Annotated in this window: 14 protein-coding genes; 7 read left to right on the forward strand and 7 right to left on the reverse strand. The window is 68.3% G+C overall.

Annotated features, from left to right (window positions below; all coding sequences use genetic code 11):
- Nucleotides 1-29: 29 nt before the first annotated feature.
- The 3 genes from tcuB to KB879_RS18730 form a co-directional block, all read right to left on the reverse strand.
- Nucleotides 30-1,229 carry a tricarballylate utilization 4Fe-4S protein TcuB gene (tcuB, locus tag KB879_RS18720; RefSeq protein ID WP_211979556.1) on the reverse strand — a complete coding sequence of 400 codons (1,200 nt, stop codon included), beginning with the start codon at nt 1,227-1,229 and terminating at the stop codon, nt 30-32.
- Nucleotides 1,216-2,625, reverse strand: a complete 1,410-nt coding sequence (gene tcuA / locus KB879_RS18725; protein ID WP_211979557.1) for an FAD-dependent tricarballylate dehydrogenase TcuA — start codon at nt 2,623-2,625, stop codon at nt 1,216-1,218. The genes tcuB and tcuA overlap by 14 nt, the downstream gene beginning before the upstream one ends.
- A gap of 111 nt (nt 2,626-2,736) precedes the next feature.
- The gene (locus KB879_RS18730; protein WP_013951903.1) at nt 2,737-3,663 is read right to left on the reverse strand and encodes a LysR family transcriptional regulator; all 927 of its coding nucleotides are present in this window, start codon (nt 3,661-3,663) and stop codon (nt 2,737-2,739) included.
- A gap of 199 nt (nt 3,664-3,862) precedes the next feature.
- Between KB879_RS18730 and KB879_RS18735 the strand changes: the two genes are divergently transcribed.
- Together KB879_RS18735 and KB879_RS18740 are read left to right on the forward strand one after the other, a co-directional pair.
- On the forward strand, nt 3,863-4,849 hold the full coding sequence (locus KB879_RS18735; RefSeq protein WP_211979558.1) for a tripartite tricarboxylate transporter substrate binding protein: 987 nt from the start codon (nt 3,863-3,865) through the stop codon (nt 4,847-4,849).
- Between the two features lie 152 nt (nt 4,850-5,001).
- A complete protein-coding gene (locus KB879_RS18740; protein ID WP_041228516.1) occupies nt 5,002-6,180 on the forward strand; it encodes an FIST N-terminal domain-containing protein in 1,179 nt (392 codons plus the stop codon).
- A 1-nt stretch (nt 6,181) separates the two neighbouring features.
- On the opposite strand, the gene KB879_RS18745 is transcribed toward KB879_RS18740, so the two are convergent.
- A complete protein-coding gene (locus KB879_RS18745) occupies nt 6,182-7,228 on the reverse strand; it encodes a phytoene/squalene synthase family protein (protein ID WP_013951906.1) in 1,047 nt (348 codons plus the stop codon).
- Nucleotides 7,229-7,339: 111 nt separating this feature from the next.
- Entirely contained in the window at nt 7,340-7,996 is a 657-nt protein-coding gene (locus KB879_RS18750; protein WP_013951907.1) for a dienelactone hydrolase family protein, read from the reverse strand.
- 157 nt (nt 7,997-8,153) lie between these two features.
- Here KB879_RS18750 and KB879_RS18755 point away from each other — a divergent pair, with 157 nt between their 5' ends.
- Together KB879_RS18755 and KB879_RS18760 are read left to right on the forward strand one after the other, a co-directional pair.
- The gene (locus KB879_RS18755) at nt 8,154-8,639 is read left to right on the forward strand and encodes a histidine phosphatase family protein (RefSeq protein WP_013951908.1); all 486 of its coding nucleotides are present in this window, start codon (nt 8,154-8,156) and stop codon (nt 8,637-8,639) included.
- Between the two features lie 125 nt (nt 8,640-8,764).
- Entirely contained in the window at nt 8,765-9,691 is a 927-nt protein-coding gene (locus tag KB879_RS18760) for a LysR family transcriptional regulator (protein WP_013951909.1), read from the forward strand.
- A gap of 3 nt (nt 9,692-9,694) precedes the next feature.
- Here the strand turns inward: KB879_RS18760 and KB879_RS18765 are convergent, their stop codons facing one another.
- Nucleotides 9,695-11,278, reverse strand: coding sequence for an aldehyde dehydrogenase (NADP(+)) (locus tag KB879_RS18765; protein WP_013951910.1), 1,584 nt, complete (start codon nt 11,276-11,278; stop codon nt 9,695-9,697).
- 20 nt (nt 11,279-11,298) lie between these two features.
- Nucleotides 11,299-12,231: a dihydrodipicolinate synthase family protein gene (locus KB879_RS18770; RefSeq protein ID WP_013951911.1), complete on the reverse strand. Its 933-nt coding sequence runs from the start codon at nt 12,229-12,231 to the stop codon at nt 11,299-11,301.
- 112 nt (nt 12,232-12,343) lie between these two features.
- On the opposite strand from KB879_RS18770, the gene KB879_RS18775 reads away from it, so the two are divergent.
- The 3 genes from KB879_RS18775 (at nt 12,344) to KB879_RS18785 (ending at nt 15,410) form a co-directional block, all read left to right on the forward strand.
- Nucleotides 12,344-13,300, forward strand: coding sequence for a LysR substrate-binding domain-containing protein (locus KB879_RS18775; protein ID WP_013951912.1), 957 nt, complete (start codon nt 12,344-12,346; stop codon nt 13,298-13,300).
- 109 nt (nt 13,301-13,409) lie between these two features.
- The gene (locus KB879_RS18780; RefSeq protein WP_153954566.1) at nt 13,410-14,378 is read left to right on the forward strand and encodes a tripartite tricarboxylate transporter substrate binding protein; all 969 of its coding nucleotides are present in this window, start codon (nt 13,410-13,412) and stop codon (nt 14,376-14,378) included.
- Nucleotides 14,379-14,393: 15 nt separating this feature from the next.
- On the forward strand, nt 14,394-15,410 hold the full coding sequence (locus tag KB879_RS18785; protein ID WP_211979559.1) for a 4-hydroxythreonine-4-phosphate dehydrogenase PdxA: 1,017 nt from the start codon (nt 14,394-14,396) through the stop codon (nt 15,408-15,410).
- Nucleotides 15,411-15,427 lie beyond the last annotated feature (17 nt).

Raw genomic sequence — 15,427 nt, forward strand, 5'->3', positions numbered from 1 at the left:
GGGACGGCTTGTGCGGGCATGGCTGCCACTCAGTCGCTGCCAAGCTGCAGCTTGTTCTTCTGCCGCTTCTCGATCGCGGCCTTGAGCAGCGCCGCACTGCGATAGATGCCGTGTGCGAACTTGCCATACGGCAGCGTCGCAAACAACGCCATCACCACGCCAAGGTGGACCGCCAGCAGCAGCGGCATCGCCGCCGTGCCGCGCCCGGCCAGCAACCCCAGCCCGGTGGCGCTGGTCAGCAGCAGCAGCACGATAAAGCCGCGGTCCATCGGCCGCTGCCGGGCATCCCCATGCATCGGGTGCCGGCGCAGGTTCAGCCACATCAAGCCGGCCGGGCCCACCAGCAGGCCCACGCCGCCGGCGGTGCCCAGCAGCACTGGCAGGCTCATGACCGGATAGGGCGCATGCCAGCCCAGCAGATAGTGGTAGCCGGTCGCCACCACTGTCGATGCAAAGCACAGCATGAAGCCGTAGAACGTGAAATGGTGGAAGCGCCGCCGCGCCAGCGTGAAGCGGTCGCTGGCCTCGTTGCAGCCATCGCCGTGGCCGCCATCGAGGTAGGTGAGCGCCAGCACGTTCCGGGCCGCCTCTGCCACGGCGGGTGCCGATGCCGTACCGGCCGACACATCGCGCCAGAATCGGCGCACGCCCAGGCCAAGCGCAAGCACGGTAAAGGCGAACACCCCGCCGAACAGCGCCGCCAGCGTGTTGTGCGGGAATACCGCATAGAAGTTGCCGCGCGCATGCGTCTGCCACAGCTCGCCGCCCAGCGTGGCGGCCAGCACCAGGAACAACGCCAGCCCGAAGGCCAGCGCCACCGACACCGTGAGCCCGTTGCGCTGGTACAGCTTGCCCAGCGGCGCGGGCCATGCATACTCGCTATAGGTTTCCAGCCGCACCTTTGCCATCGCCTGCGGCACATTGACGCCGAAATCATGCGGCGGCGCGTACTGGCAGGCGTGGTAGCAGGCGCCGCAGTTGTGGCACAGGTTGGCCAGGTAGTTGACGTCGGCCTTGCCGAACTCCAGCCGGCGGGTCATGGCCGGGAACACCGCGCAGAAGCCTTCGCAGTAGCGGCAGGCATTGCAGATCTGCATCTGCCGGGCGACTTCGGCCTCATTGTCGGTTAACGGCAGCACGCGGATGATGCGGGGTTGCGGCGCGGACGTGGCAGCGTCCTGCCCGGCCAGTTGCGCGGCCTCGCGTGCCAGGGCCTCAAGCTTCTGCATGGACGGCTCCCGTGTTGATGCCCGCCGCCAATGCAGCCTGCGTGCCCGCGATGCGCCCGAAGGCCGTGCCGATCGACATGCCGACACCGGCGGTGTATCCCTTGCCGAGCACGTTGCCGGCCATCATTTCTCCTGCCACGAACAGATTCCCGCTTGGCTTGCCGCCAAAGTGCACCTGGGCGCAGTCGTTGACCTTGAGCCCCAGGTAAGTGAAGGTGATGCCCGGCCGCAGCGCGTAGCCGTAGAACGGCGTCTGGTCGAGCGGCCTGGCCCAATGCGTCTTGGCCGGTGCCAGGCCTTCGGTGTGGCAGTCGTCCAGCGCGGTATGGTCGAAGGTGCCGACGCGGCACGCCGCGTTGTAGTCCTGCACCGTGCGCACGAACTGCGCTTCCGGCAGCCCCAGCTTGCGTGCGAGTTCGGGCAGCGTGTCGGCCTTCTCGCCGGGAAACACCGGCGGCATGAAGCGGCCGATGGCCTGGCTGTCGATGATCGAATAGCCGATCTGCCCGGGCTGCTGCGCCACCAGCCGGCCCCAGATGGCGTAGCGCTTGGGCCAGAAGTCCTCGCCCTCGTCGTAGAAGCGCACGGCGTCGCAATTGACCACGATGCCCAGCGACACGCAATCGATGCGCGTGCAGATGCCGCCGTCGTACAGCGGCGCGCGCGCGTCGATGGCAACGCAGTGCGATTGCGACGGGTCGCCGATGGTATCGGCGCCGGCGTCGATCATGTGCCGCAGCAGCACGCCCTGGTTGAAGCGCGTGCCGCGGATCAGGAAGTTGTCGGCGGGCCATTCGCCACGTTCGTTCTGGCCCCAGGCTTCGCGCAGCCATTCGCGGTTGGATTCGAAGCCGCCCGCGGCCAGCACGCAGGTGCGCGCCGTGAAGCGCTGGCTGCCGCTGCGCGCGGCGACGAAGCGGTCGCCGTCCAGCTCGATTGTATCCACCGGGGTTTCATAGCGGACCTGCACGCCCATCGCTTCGGCGCTGCGGTAGTACGCGTTGACCAGCGCCTTGCCGCCACCCATGAAGAAGGCGTTGGTGCGCGCCACGTGCAGCGCACCCGACAGCGGCGGCTGGAAGCGCACGCCGTGCCTGCGCATCCAAGGCCGGCACGTCGATGACGCGCGGATCACCAGCCGCGCCAGGTGTTCGTCGGTGATGCCGCCGGTGACCTTGAGCAGGTCCTGCCAGTACTCTTCCTCGGGATAGGCATCGACCAGCACGTCTTGCGGCGCGTCGTGCATGCAGCGCAGGTTGCGCGTGTGCTGGGAGTTGCCGCCGCGCCAGGCGCGCGGCGCGGATTCGAGCAGCAGCACCGAGGCCCCGGCTTCGCGCGCCATCAGCGCTGCGCACAGGGCCGCGTTGCCGCCGCCAATTACCAATACGTCGACCATAGGGATTGTCTCCTTGCAGGTGCCATCTTGGCGGGCAAGGCGGGCGGGCGCCAGCAGGGGCGCGGCAAGGGGGCTTCAGTTTTCGTGAAGCCCGGCCAGGGCGACGCGGGCTCAGCGTGGGCGCAACGTGGCGCCGGGCCAGCGCCCCTCGCGCACCAGCGTGGTGGCGACGTCGGCCAGCACCACGCGCGCGGCCAGGCCCGCCGGCGACAGTTCATCGTCGGACAGGCTGACCAGCAGGTTGGGCCGCGTGGCGCCGTCGTCGGTGACCAGTATGCTGCGGTAGGGCGTGCCATGGCTGCGCGCCAGCGCCGCACCCGGCTGGATGGTGGCGCCCAGGCCACCGCGCACGGCATCCATCAGGATCGCCAGCCCGTCGATCTCCGCCACCACCTGGGGCTCGCGCTTCGCCTGGCGAAAGCAGGCGGCGACCAGCGCGCGCAGTCCATGCGAGCCGCTGGGCAGGATCAGCGGCAGCTTGCCCAGTGCCGCCACCGAGGTCTGCTCGCCGCGCGGCATGCCGGCCAGCCCCTCGGCGCCGATCACGAACAGGCGCTCATCAAGCAGCGGCAGCACGCTCCAGCGCTGTGCGGGCTCCTCGCTGAACAGCACCGCCAGGTCGATCTGGCGCGCGCTCAGCATCGTGCCGAGGTAGCCGGACAGGCTCTCCACCATGCGCAGCCGCACGTCGGGGTAGCGCTCGCGCATGGCCTGCATGAAGGGCAGCGCCAGCACCGCGGCGGTGCTGGGCGGCAGGCCCACGCTGACATGGCCCGACAGGCGCGCCTGCCGCGCGGCCAGCGCGGCATCGTCGATATGGCGCAGCGCTAGCTGGGCCTGGCGCCAGAAGGCCAGCCCGGCATCGGTGGCGACCACGCCGGTGGAGGTGCGCTGCAGCAGCCGCGTCGACAGCTCGCTCTCCAGCCGGCTGATCTGCTGGCTCAGCGCGGACGTGACCACGCCCAGCTCCAGCGCCGCCTTGCCCATGCTGCCATGCTCGATCACGCTGACGAAGTAGCGCAGTTGCCTCAGTTCCATGTCGCGTCCCCGTTGCCGCAATTTGCCCGCATGGTAGCGGAAAACCTGCCGCAGTTCACGAATCCTGAAGACCCCTTAACGCCCGCCCGATGGCGCGCTTGCCAGCGGCTGCGTAGAGTCGCACCGGTCAGAAACGGGCGGAAGCAACGCTACGCAGCCGCCATTCCATAACAACATGACTTCCCGCAAAGGAGACTGCATGACAACCGTTTCGCGCATGCGCCGCGCCGTGGTGGCCGGCCTCGCCGGTACCGCTGTGCTGGGCGCGCCCGCCGCGTTCGCCGCGGACAACTGGCCAACCAAGCCGATCACCCTGGTAGTGCCCTTCGCCAGCGGCGGCACCACTGACATCCTCGCCCGCACCATCGGCCAGAAGCTGGGCGAGGCGCTGCAGCAGCCGGTGGTGGTGGACAACCGCCCCGGCGCCGGCGGCACCCTCGGCGCGGCCAACGTGGTGCGCGCGCCGGCCGACGGCTACACCTTCCTGCTGGCCACCGTCGCCCACACCATGGCGCCGGCCATCCACAAAAGCCTGCCCTACGAGTTCACGCGCGACCTCGATCCGGTGGGCCTGGTGGCGCTGACGCCCAATGTTCTGGTGGTCAATCCTGCGATCCCGGTGAAGTCCGTGTCCGACCTGATCGCCTATATCAAGGCGCATCCCGGCAAGGTCAACTACGGCTCGGCCGGCATCGGCAGCACCGAGCACCTGTCCGGCGAGCTGTTTCGCGCGCTGACCGGCACCGACATTGCGCATGTGCCGTATAAGGGCGGCGCGCCGATGATGACCGACCTGATCGCAGGCCAGATCCAAATGGCGATCGAGACCAGCCCGTCGGCGTCGCAACACGTGCGCAGCGGCAAAGTGCGGGCGCTGGCGGTCACCACCGCGAAGCGTTCCGCCGCCTATCCCGGCGTGCCGACGCTGGCGGAAAGCGGCGTCAGGGGCTACGAAGTCACCACGTGGTTCGCGCTGATGGCGCCGCGCGGCACGCCCGCGGCGATCGAGCAGCGTGTCTCGGCGGAGCTGGGCAAGCTGCTGAAGGCGCCGGAGGTGCAGAAGCGGTTTGACGAGCAGGGCGTGACCGCCGGCGACATGACGCCAACGCAGCTTGCTGCCTTTATCCGCGCCGAGACCGACAAGTGGGCCAAGGTCGCGCGGGATTCGGGGGCGAAAGCGGAATAACGGCCTCGCTCACAGGAGCGGCGCTGGCGTTACAGAAGGAGATTGTGCAGGAGCGGCTGCGGCAGCCGACCGGCCGCCAGAACAGGGGCTGAACACCCCTTGCCGGCCAGGGTCCAATGGATGTCGCCAGCCTGAATACGGAGGAACCCACCATGCATGACCTTTCCTTCGTTCACGCTGACGCGGCCCACGTCGAGTGGCAGGTCGCGCTGGCAGACTGCCAGCGCCAGCTGGACACGCAGGATTTCCTGCGCCAGGCGAAGGCAGACAACGCGCCGCCGCTCACGCTCGGCTGGTGCTACCTGAGCGACTACTACGCGCTGGCCGCCGAGGCCATCCTTGCCGCGCTGCAGCAGAACTGGCCCGGCGTGTCCTGGGTCGGCACGGTCGGCCTGGGCGTATCCGCCAGCGGCAAGGAGTATTTCGACGAGCCGGCCATGGTGCTGATGGCGGCGCCTTTTCCGCGCGATGCCTTCCAGTTGTTTTCGGGGCGCCAGCCCTTGCCGTCGGCGTCTTCCGGCTTCGTTCCCCATACCGCGCTGGTGCATGCCGAGGGCAGTACGCCGGATGTGCAGGACCTGTTGCATGAGCTGAGCGCACGCACGGCCACCGGTTACCTGTTCGGCGGCTTGTCGTCGGCCCGCAACCGTACCTTGCATATTGCCGATGGCGTGTTTTCCGGTGGGTTGTCGGGCGTGCTGTTCGGCCCCGAAATCGAACTGGTCTCCCGCGTCACGCAGGGCTGCCAGCCGATCGGGCCGGTGCGCGCCGTGACGCGCAGCGATCACAACCTCCTGTTCGAGCTGGACGGCAAGCCGGCCCTGGATTGCATCCTGCATGACCTGGGCGTCGAGCGCGACGCCCAGGTGGAGACCATGGCGGAGGCGCTGTCCGGAACGCTGGCCGGCTTGAATTCAGCCGCCGACGATGCTCCGGTGCTGCCCGGCAGGTTCGGCTCGGACACGCTGGTGCGCCACCTGATCGGCCTGGACGTGCAGCATCGCATGCTGGCGCTGGCCGACATGGTCGAGCCCGGCATGCGGCTGGCTTTCTGCATGCGCAATGCCGACGCGGCGCGCGCGGACCTGGTGCGCGTCGCCACCGAGATTCGCACAGAGATCGAACGCGGCGGCAGCCGCGCACGTGGCGCGCTCTACATCAGTTGCTCAGGCCGGGGCGGGCCGCATTTCGGCGCGCCGCATGCCGAGTTGCAAACCGTACGCCGCGCGCTTGGCGACCTGCCGCTGGCTGGTTTCTTTGCCGGCGGCGAGATCGCAAGGGATCACCTCTATGGCTATACGGGGGTGCTGACGGTATTCACCGGCCATTGAATCAGCGAATGACAGCATCGATGTTGCGCATCTGGCGCGCAAACCAGATGCGCAACAGGCTGTTCGACGGCACCATCGGCAGCGAACACGCAATGATCCGATATACCTTGCTGCGCTGCAGCCGGGATGTCTTTGCCGGGTCCAGCCAGTCGTCGTTGCGCACCAGGAGCAGCAGGGTCTCCATGCCGATAAGGACGGGCCACAGGCAAGCCAGCCGCAGCCGGATAAAGTGCGGGGGAATGGCAAGCGTGTAGGCCATCGCCTCGTGAAAGTGGTCCAGCGTGTCGTGCACGAGTTCGAGCATCAAGGCCCGCGCGCGCAGCGAGGCGTCCGGGAGCAGGAGATCCTGCGGGCTCAAGCCATGCTGGTGCAGCATCGTCGCCGGAAGATAGCAGCGCCCGATGCGCAGGTCCTTGCCGCAGTCCCGCAGGACATTGGTCATCTGCAAGGCCTTCCCGAAGCGGACCCCGCGGCGCAGCATGGCGTCGGGCACGCGGATTGCGCCGGGCACATGGGCGGCAGTCATGCTGGTCCAGAATTCGCCGACGCATCCGGCGACCAGGTACGTGTAACGGTCAAGCGCTTCCGGTTCGCCAAGCGCGACGATGCGGCCGGCGTGTTCGTCGGGGAACGTTCGCAGGTCGAATTCCATGCCCTCGGTCAGGGTCGACACGATCTGCCGTACCGCTTGCTGGTCGTCCGGCTCCAGCTGCGCCAGCAGCGCCAGCGCGGGGCCCAGTGACTGGAGCAGGATGCGCTCATCCGACTGTTCCTGCCGGCCTGCCACCTCGGTTGCGATGCTGTCGGCCAGCGCTGAGTCTGCTGTGGCACCGTTGACCTGGTCGCGCAACGACAACAGCAGCGTCAGCCGCCGTTGTGGCGGGATCAGCGAGGTATCGGCAATCGTGTCGGCGGCGCGCGCCAGCAGATAGGCCAGGCCGACCGGATCGCGCATATGGACAGGCAGCACGCGCAGCGTCAGATAGAACGAACGCGAGACGCCTTTGAGCAGCGGACCGAGGAGGAACGCCCGGCTGGGGTCGCGCATGGCTGGTGTCCTGTTCCCTGAGAGGTTTGCGAAAGTGACATTGCCCGGGTGGCCGTCAGGCCGGGCCCGGGCATTGTACCTTCGGCGCCAGGGGCAGGCTGCAGGCCCTGGTCAGGGCGAGTCTTTGCCGAGATAACGCTCGAACCACTGCGCCGCCAGGCGAGCGACCGATTCCAGTGCGCCGGGCTCCTCGAACAAATGGGAAGCGCCGGGCACGATCACCAGCTTCTTGGTGCATGTCAGCTGGGCATAGGCCGACTCATTGCGTTCCAGCACGCTCAGATCCAGCCCGCCGATGATCAGCATGGTGGGCGCAAGCAGCTTGGCAAGGGCGTCGGGGCCCGCCAGGTCGACCCGGCCCCCGCGCGAAACGACGGCGTGTATTGGGATGGGCGACTGGCACGCGGCACGGATCGACGCGGCGCCACCAACGCTGGCGCCGAAGTAGCCGAACCGCTGTGGCACGGCTTGCTGCCGCGCCACCCAGCTGGTCGCCTGCGCCAGCCGTGTCGCCAGGAGCTCGACGTCGAAGCGGATGGCCTGCACCTGGTCTTCCTCGGGCAGGAGCAGGTCCATCAGCAGCGTTGCCATGCCGCAGCGATTGAGCTCCGCGGCCACATATCGATTGCGCGGGCTAAGCCGGGAACTGCCCGTGCCGTGCGCAAACAATACCAATGCGACTGCGCCAGGTGGCAACGTGAGTATGCCTTGCAGGTCCACGCCGCCGGCGGGGATCACAACCTCGATGGCTTCTGAATTGCTCCGCATGGCGCAGTCCTCCGACAGGTGGTGCGTTGACGTGCATCGCGTTGCAATCGCGCCCATCCAAGTCCACTATAGGGCGGGCGTGGCGGCGAGGCCAGTCGCCGTGTGCAGGTCTCCTGACGCGCGCAATCGACATCATTCCTTTGGATCAGGAGGAAACATGAAGACCCTGTTTCTCGTCCGGCATGCCAAGTCAAGTAAAGATGATCCCTCCTTGCCCGACCGTGAGCGCCCCCTGAATGACCGGGGCCGGCAAGACGCCCCGGAAATGGGCAAGCGCCTGGCCGAGCGCAAGCTGAAGCCCGACCTGCTCCTGTCGAGTCCGGCCCTGCGTGCGCTGACGACAGCGCAACTGATCGCCGACGAGCTCGGCTATGCACGCAAGGACATCGCGCTCGATGACCAGCTGTACGCCACCAGCGCGGAGGAGTTGCTGGCCGTCGTTCGTGCGCTCGACAAGAAGCTCGATTGCGTGATGCTGTTCGGTCACAACCCCGAGTTCACCGACTTCGCGCATCGCTTGTCGGACGAGATTACCGACATGCCGACCTGCGCCGTCGCCAGATTCAGCTTCGACACAAAGGCGTGGGAGGATGTCGGCGAAATCACCCCCTCGAAAGTCACGCTGGAATCGCCGAAGGAGTAATCCGATGCCGGCCGCCGTCGGCGTGACAGTGATATATCCGGCTTGACCATACGAGGCGAAGCGATAAGAATTTGTGATCGCAGGCGAAAGCCTGCCCTCACGCGTCTCTACGCTTCGTCCCACCCATGATCCCACCCGTCAGCACCCTCCACGGCCGCCTGAAAATGCAGCACCTGCGCCTGCTGCTGGCGGTGGAGGAGCGCGGTTCGCTGCGCCAGGCCGCCGAGGCGCTGACGCTGACGCAGCCCGCGGTCAGCAAGATGCTGCAGGACATGGAAGACCTGCTCGGCGTGCCGCTGTTCGAGCGCCATGCGCGCGGGCTGCGGGCCACGCGCTTCGGGCTGGCGGCCACGCGCTATGCCCGGCTGGTGTTTGCCGACATGGGCGGGCTGCGCGATGAACTGGTGGCGCTGGAGTCCGGCAAGATCGGGCGCGTGCGGGTCGGGGCGGTGATGGCGCCCACGCCGGGGCTGCTTGCCGATGTGATCCGGCGGCTCAATCGCGATCATCCGCGGCTGGAAGTGGCGGTGCACGTGGAGACCAGCGATGTGCTGATGCCGCAGCTTGAGCGCGACCAGCTCGATATCGTGCTGGGGCGCGTGCCGGATGGCTGGGACAGCAGCGGGCTGGAATTCGAGCAGCTGGGCGACGAGGGCCTGGCCATCGTGGTCGGGCCGCAGCACCCGCTGGCGCGGCGCCGCAAGCTGTCGTTCGAGGAACTGACGGGCTACCCGTGGATCATGCAGCCGCGCCCCAGCCCGATGCGCGCGCTGATCGACCGCTCGTTCGAGGATGCCGGCGTGCCGGCGCCGCCGTCGACCATCGAGACGGCGGCGGTGCTGATGACCACGTCATTGCTGGCGGACAGCGAACTGATTGCGGTGCTGCCGGAGTCGGTCGCCGCCTACTACGGCCGGCTTGGCGCGCTGGCGGTACTGCCGCTGCCCCTGCCGCGCAAGCTCGGGCCCTATGGCATCGTCACGCGGCGGGGCCGCCCGCCGACGGCATCGATGAGCCTGCTGATCGATGCGTTGCGGGCGTTGTCGAGGTGAGCCTCAGCCGGGCATGCCTTGCAGCTTGCCGTCGAGGCGCCACGCGTGGCGTTGCGGGCTGTCCGGGCGCAGCGATGCGGGCAGCAGGCCGGGCGGCATGTCCTGGTAGCTGACCGGGCGCAGGAAGCGCGCGATGGCCAGGCTGCCGACCGAGGTGCTGCGGCCGTCGGACGTAGCCGGCCAGGGTCCGCCATGCACCATCGCATGCCCGACCTCCACGCCCGTGCCGAAGCCATTGACCAGGATGCGTCCCGCCAGGCGCTCCAGCGCTGGCAGCAAGGTGCGGGCGGCGTCGTGGTCGGCATCGTCGATATGGAGGGCGGCGGTCAGCTGCCCCTCCAGGGCGTCGATGACGCGCCGCATCTCGGTGAGGTCGCGGCAGCGCACCACCAGCGAGGCGGCGCCGAAGACTTCGTGGCGCAGCGCTTCGTCGGCCAGGAAGGCACCGGCGTCGGTGGCGAACAGCGCGGCCTGTCCCTGCGCAGCCGATCCCGCCGCGCCACGCGCAACGGTCTGCACTTGCGCATGGCTGGCGAGCGTATCGACGCCGGCGCAATAGGCTCGATGGATGCCGGGCGTCAGCATGGTCGCAGCCGGCAGCACACCCAGCCGCGCAGCCGCGGCATGCAGGAAGCGATCCAGGTCATCCCCCGCAACCGCCAGCACCAGGCCAGGGTTGGTGCAGAACTGCCCCGCGCCCAGCGTCAGGGAATCAGCGAACGCCGTGCCGATGGCTTCGGCGCGATTGGCCAGTGCGTGCGGGAACAGCAACACCGGGTTGATGCTGCTCATCTCGGCAAACACGGGGATCGGCTCGGACCGTGCGGCCGCGATCGCCATCAGCGCCATGCCGCCGGCGCGTGAGCCGGTGAAGCCGACGGCCTTGATGCGCGGGTCGGCCACTAGCCCTTGCCCGACCTTCAGCCCGGCATCGAACAGCAGCGAGAAAGTGCCTTCGGGCAGGTCCATGTCGTCAACGGCCTTGCGGATGGCGCGGCCGACCAGCTCCGATGTGCCGGGGTGCGCCGGATGTGCCTTGACGACGACCGGGCAACCCGCGGCCAGGGCCGAGGCGGTATCGCCGCCGGCCACCGAGAACGCCAGCGGGAAGTTGCTGGCGCCGAATACCGCCACCGGCCCCAGCGGGATATGGCGCAGGCGCAGGTCGACGCGCGGCAGCGGCTTGCGTTCAGGTTGCGCGGGGTCGACGCGCAGTTCAAGGAAGTCGCCCTGGCGCAGCAGGCTTGCGAACATGCGCAACTGCCCCACGGTGCGGCCGCGCTCGCCTTCGATGCGGGCGCGCGGCAGGCCGGATTCGCTGGTGCAGCGTTCGATCAGGGCATCGCCCAGCGCCAGGATATTGGCAGCGATGGCCTCGAGGAAATCGGCGCGCCGCTCGGGCGCGGTCTCACGGTAGGCGTCGAATGCCTGCCACGCCAGTGCGCAGGCCCGGTCGAGCTGCGCAGCCGTGGCGCCGCCGAATGCCGGTTCGAGGGTGGCACCGGTGGCCGCGTCGATGGCGCGGATGGTGCCGTTGCCGCCGCGTTCCGCGCGGCGGCCGATCAGGAGTTCGCCTGAGAGAGTCATGCCTTGTCCTTTCAATGAGATCAGCGGGCCCAGCGCAGCACCAGCGGATCGAGCCGGCGTGCAATCTTCAGCAGCCCTTCGCGGGTGGCCGGGTGCATCGGCTGCAGCGGATGGCGCACCGCGTCCGATGCGATCACGCCGCCTGCCTGCATCAGCACCTTGCTGGTGGCCAGCCAGCCTTGCCGGTTCTCGTAGTTGATCAGCGGCAGCCACTGCTGGTAGCGCTGCGCGGCCAGTTCGGCGTCGCCGGCCTGCCAGGCATCGAGGATCTGGCGGATGCCGTCGGGGAAACCCGCGCCGGTCATGGCGCCGGTGGCGCCCGCTTCCAGGTCGGCCATCAGCGTGATGGCCTCTTCGCCGTCCCAGGGGCCGACGATGGCGTCGCCACCCAGTTCGATCAGCTCGCGCAGCTTGGCCGCGGCCTGCGGCACTTCGATCTTGAAGTACGACACATTGCCGATCTCGCGCGCCATGCGCGCCAGGAACGGCGCGCTCAGGATGGTGCCGCTGACCGGCGCGTCCTGGATCATGATGGGAATGTCGATGGCATCCGAGACCGTGGCGAAGAACTCGTAAATGCTGCGCTCAGGCACGCGGATGGTGGCGCCGTGGTAGGGCGGCATCACCATCACCATGGCAGCGCCCGCGTCCTGCGCCGCGCGGCTGCGCTCGGCGCACAGGCGCGAGCTGAAATGCGTGGTGGTGACGATCACCGGCACGCGGCCGTCCACGTGTTCCAGCACGGTCTTCATCAGCACGTTGCGCTCGTCGTCGCTCAGCACGAACTGCTCGGAGAAGTTAGCCAGGATGCAGATGCCGTGCGAACCCGCATCGATCATGAAGTCGATGCAGCGGCGCTGGCCGTCGAGGTCGAGGCCGCCTTGGGCGTCGAAGATGGTGGGCGCTACCGGGAATACGCCGCGGTAGACGTTGGGGGATGGGGTGCGGGTCATGGTCTCCTCCGGCTGCTTATGAATTGGATCGGGCCAATATACGAGCCGACCCGCGGGCTGTATATTGAAACCTTTCCATCTGGTGATCGCTTTTGCGACTCACAGACCCTTCATGAAATCCACCCTCGACACCCTGACCGGCCGGTTGCGCATGAAACAGCTGCAACTGCTGATCGCGCTGGACGAGCATTCCTCCCTGCACCAGGCTGCCGCGGCGATGGCGATGACCCAGTCGGCGGCCAGCAAGTCGCTGCAGGAACTGGAAAGCATGCTGGAAGCGCCGCTGTTCGAGCGCTCCAAGCGCGGCATGCGTCCCAATGCCTTTGGCCATTGCGTGATTCGGCACGCACGCCAGCTGGTGGCCGACCTGGGCGCCATGTGCGAGGAGGTGGCGGGCATCCGCGCGGGCAGCGGCGGGCGCGTGGCCATCGGCGTGATCATGGGCGCGGTGCCGGAGGTGCTGGTGCCGGCGCTGGCGCAGTTGCGCGAGGCGCAGCCGGAGCTGGCGCTGGAGATCATCGAGGACACCAGCCTGCGCCTGCTGGGGCTGCTCGACGACGGCCACCTCGACCTGGTGATCGGCCGCTCGCTGGTCAGTGATGAGCCGGCCCGCTACCACTACCACCCGCTTGGCGACGAGCAGGTAGCGGTCGTGGCGGGCCATGCGCATCCGGCGCCGCGCGCGCGGGCGATGGGGTTTGCCGACCTCGCGGGTTATCGCTGGATCACCTATGCCGGCCATATGCCGATGCATGCGCTGCTGCAGCGCGAGCTGGACCTGGCCGGCATGAGCTTCCCCGCCAATGCGATCTCGACCTCGTCGGCGTTGGTCACCGTTGCCATGCTGCAGGGCGACCCCGGGCTGGTGTCGCTGCTGCCGACCGGCGTGGCTGCGATGTTCGAGCGCCAGAAGATGCTGCGCATCCTGCCCGTGCGGCTGCAGTCGCGGCAGCAGACTTTTGGCATCGTGACGCGGCGCGGCGGCACCTTGTCCGCGTCGGCGCGGCAGCTCGTCGCGATCCTGAAGGCATTGCCGCGCACCGCGCAGCAGGCGGCTGCCGAGGTATAACGCCAGGTGATCGCCAGTTCAAAAAACATCAGTAGTGGTGAATCACTGATGCTCCTATAGTCTGCTCATCCGTGCCGCAGAGCCGGACAGCAAAACGACGGAGACAGCAATGAAGACATGGATCGCCGGCGCACTCGCCGGCCTGGTCACGGTGGCGGCAGTAACGGGCAATGCCTGGGCGCAGGACACACGGCCGGTGCGGCTGATGGTGGGCGCCGCGCCCGGCGGCGGCACCGACGTGATGGCGCGCATCGTCTCCGACAAGCTCGCCGCGCAGCTGAAGCAGCCCGTCGTGGTGGACAACCGCCCCGGCGCGTCCAACACCATTGCCGCGGATTTGACCGCCAAGGCGGCGCCGGACGGCAACACGCTGCTGATGGGCGTGGTGACTTCGCAAGCGATTGCCCCGCACCTGCTCAAGCTGCAGTTCGATCCGCTCAAGGACCTGGCGCCGGTGGCGCTGGTGTCGTCGGTGCCCAATGTGCTGGTGGTCAACAACCAGGTGCAGGCGCGCGACGTCAAGGCGCTGGTGGCGCAGATCCAGGCCAATCCGGACAAGTTCCGCTACAGCTCGTCCGGGGTCGGCAGCACCCAGCACCTGGCCGGCGCGTCCTTCGCGCGGCAGATCAAGGGCAAGCTGCTGCACGTGCCATACAAGAGCAGCAGCAGCGCGCTGGTGGACCTGATGGGCGGGCAGGTGGACATGAGCTTCGAGACCATGCCGTCGGTCATCAGCCATATCAAGGCCGGCAAGCTGCGCGCGCTGGCGGTCACCGCGGACCAGCGCTCGGCGCTGCTGCCCAACGTGCCCACGCTGGCTGAAGCTGGCGTGCCCGGCATCCAGATGAGTGCGTGGTACGGTGTCTATGCGCCGGCCGGCACGCCGCCCGCGACGCTGCAGAAGCTGAGCAGCGCGCTGGCCACGGTGATCAAGGACCCTGACACCGTGCGCCGGCTGGCCGATGTGGGTGCGGTGCCCGGCGCGCTGACCGCGGCGCAGTTCGATGCCTTCTCGCGTGCCGAGTATGTGCGCTATGGCAAGCTGATCGCTGAACTGGGCGTCAAGCTCGACCAATAACTACCCGGAAGTCCAATGAATTCCCGTCCAAGAATCGCCATGGTGCTGGGCGACCCCGCCGGCATCGGCCCCGAATTGATCGCCAGGCTGCTGGCCGACCCCGCGACCGCCGCGCAGGCCGAGATCCTGCTGATTGCCGACCGCGACGAATGGCGCCACGGCATGAGGATCGCAGGCGTCGAGCTGGCGCTGGCCGAGACCGATGCGCCCGCCTTTGCCGATGATGGCAAGCCGCGCCTGTACCACTGGCAGCTGCCGGAGCGCCCGGCATTTGCGCGCGGCGAAGCCAGTGCCGAGGGCGGGCGCTACAGCCTGGGCACGCTGGCGCTGGCACTGCAGCTGGCGCAAGCGGGCCAGGCCGACGCGATCCTGTTCGGGCCGCTCAACAAGAGCTCGCTGCACGCCGCCGGCATGGCGCATAGCGATGAGCTGCACTGGTTTGCCGAGCAGCTTGGCTACCACGGCAACTTCTGCGAGTTCAATGTTCTGGACGGGCTGTGGACCTCGCGCGTGACCTCGCACGTGGCGCTCAAGGACGTGCCGGCGATGATCACGCAGGAACGCGTGGGCGGCGCCATCGACCTGATCGACCACGCCCTGCGCCGCGCCGGCATGGCGCGCCCGCGTATCGCGGTGTGCGGCCTGAACCCGCACAACGGCGACAACGGCGCCTTCGGCCGCGAAGAGATCGACGTGATCGCCCCGGCGGTGGCCGCGGCGCGTGAGCGCGGCGTGGCGGCCGACGGTCCGTTCCCGGCCGACACCATCTTCCTGAAGGTGCAGGGCGGGCCGTCGCAGCGGCAGTTCGATGCCATCGTCACCATGTACCACGACCAGGGCCAGATCGGCATCAAGCTGATGGGCTTCTCGCGCGGCGTGACGGTGCAGGGCGGGCTGCCGGTGCCGATCACCACGCCCGCGCACGGCACCGCGTTCGACATCACGCAGCAGGGCCGCGCCGATCCGGGCGCCACGCTGCAGGCATTCCAGATCGCCTGCCGCATGGGTGCGCAGCGGCGCGCCGCGCCCTAGCCACCACCTTCACCACA

Origin of the sequence: Cupriavidus sp. KK10, from assembly GCF_018223725.1 — a bacterium.
Classification (GTDB): domain Bacteria; phylum Pseudomonadota; class Gammaproteobacteria; order Burkholderiales; family Burkholderiaceae; genus Cupriavidus; species Cupriavidus necator.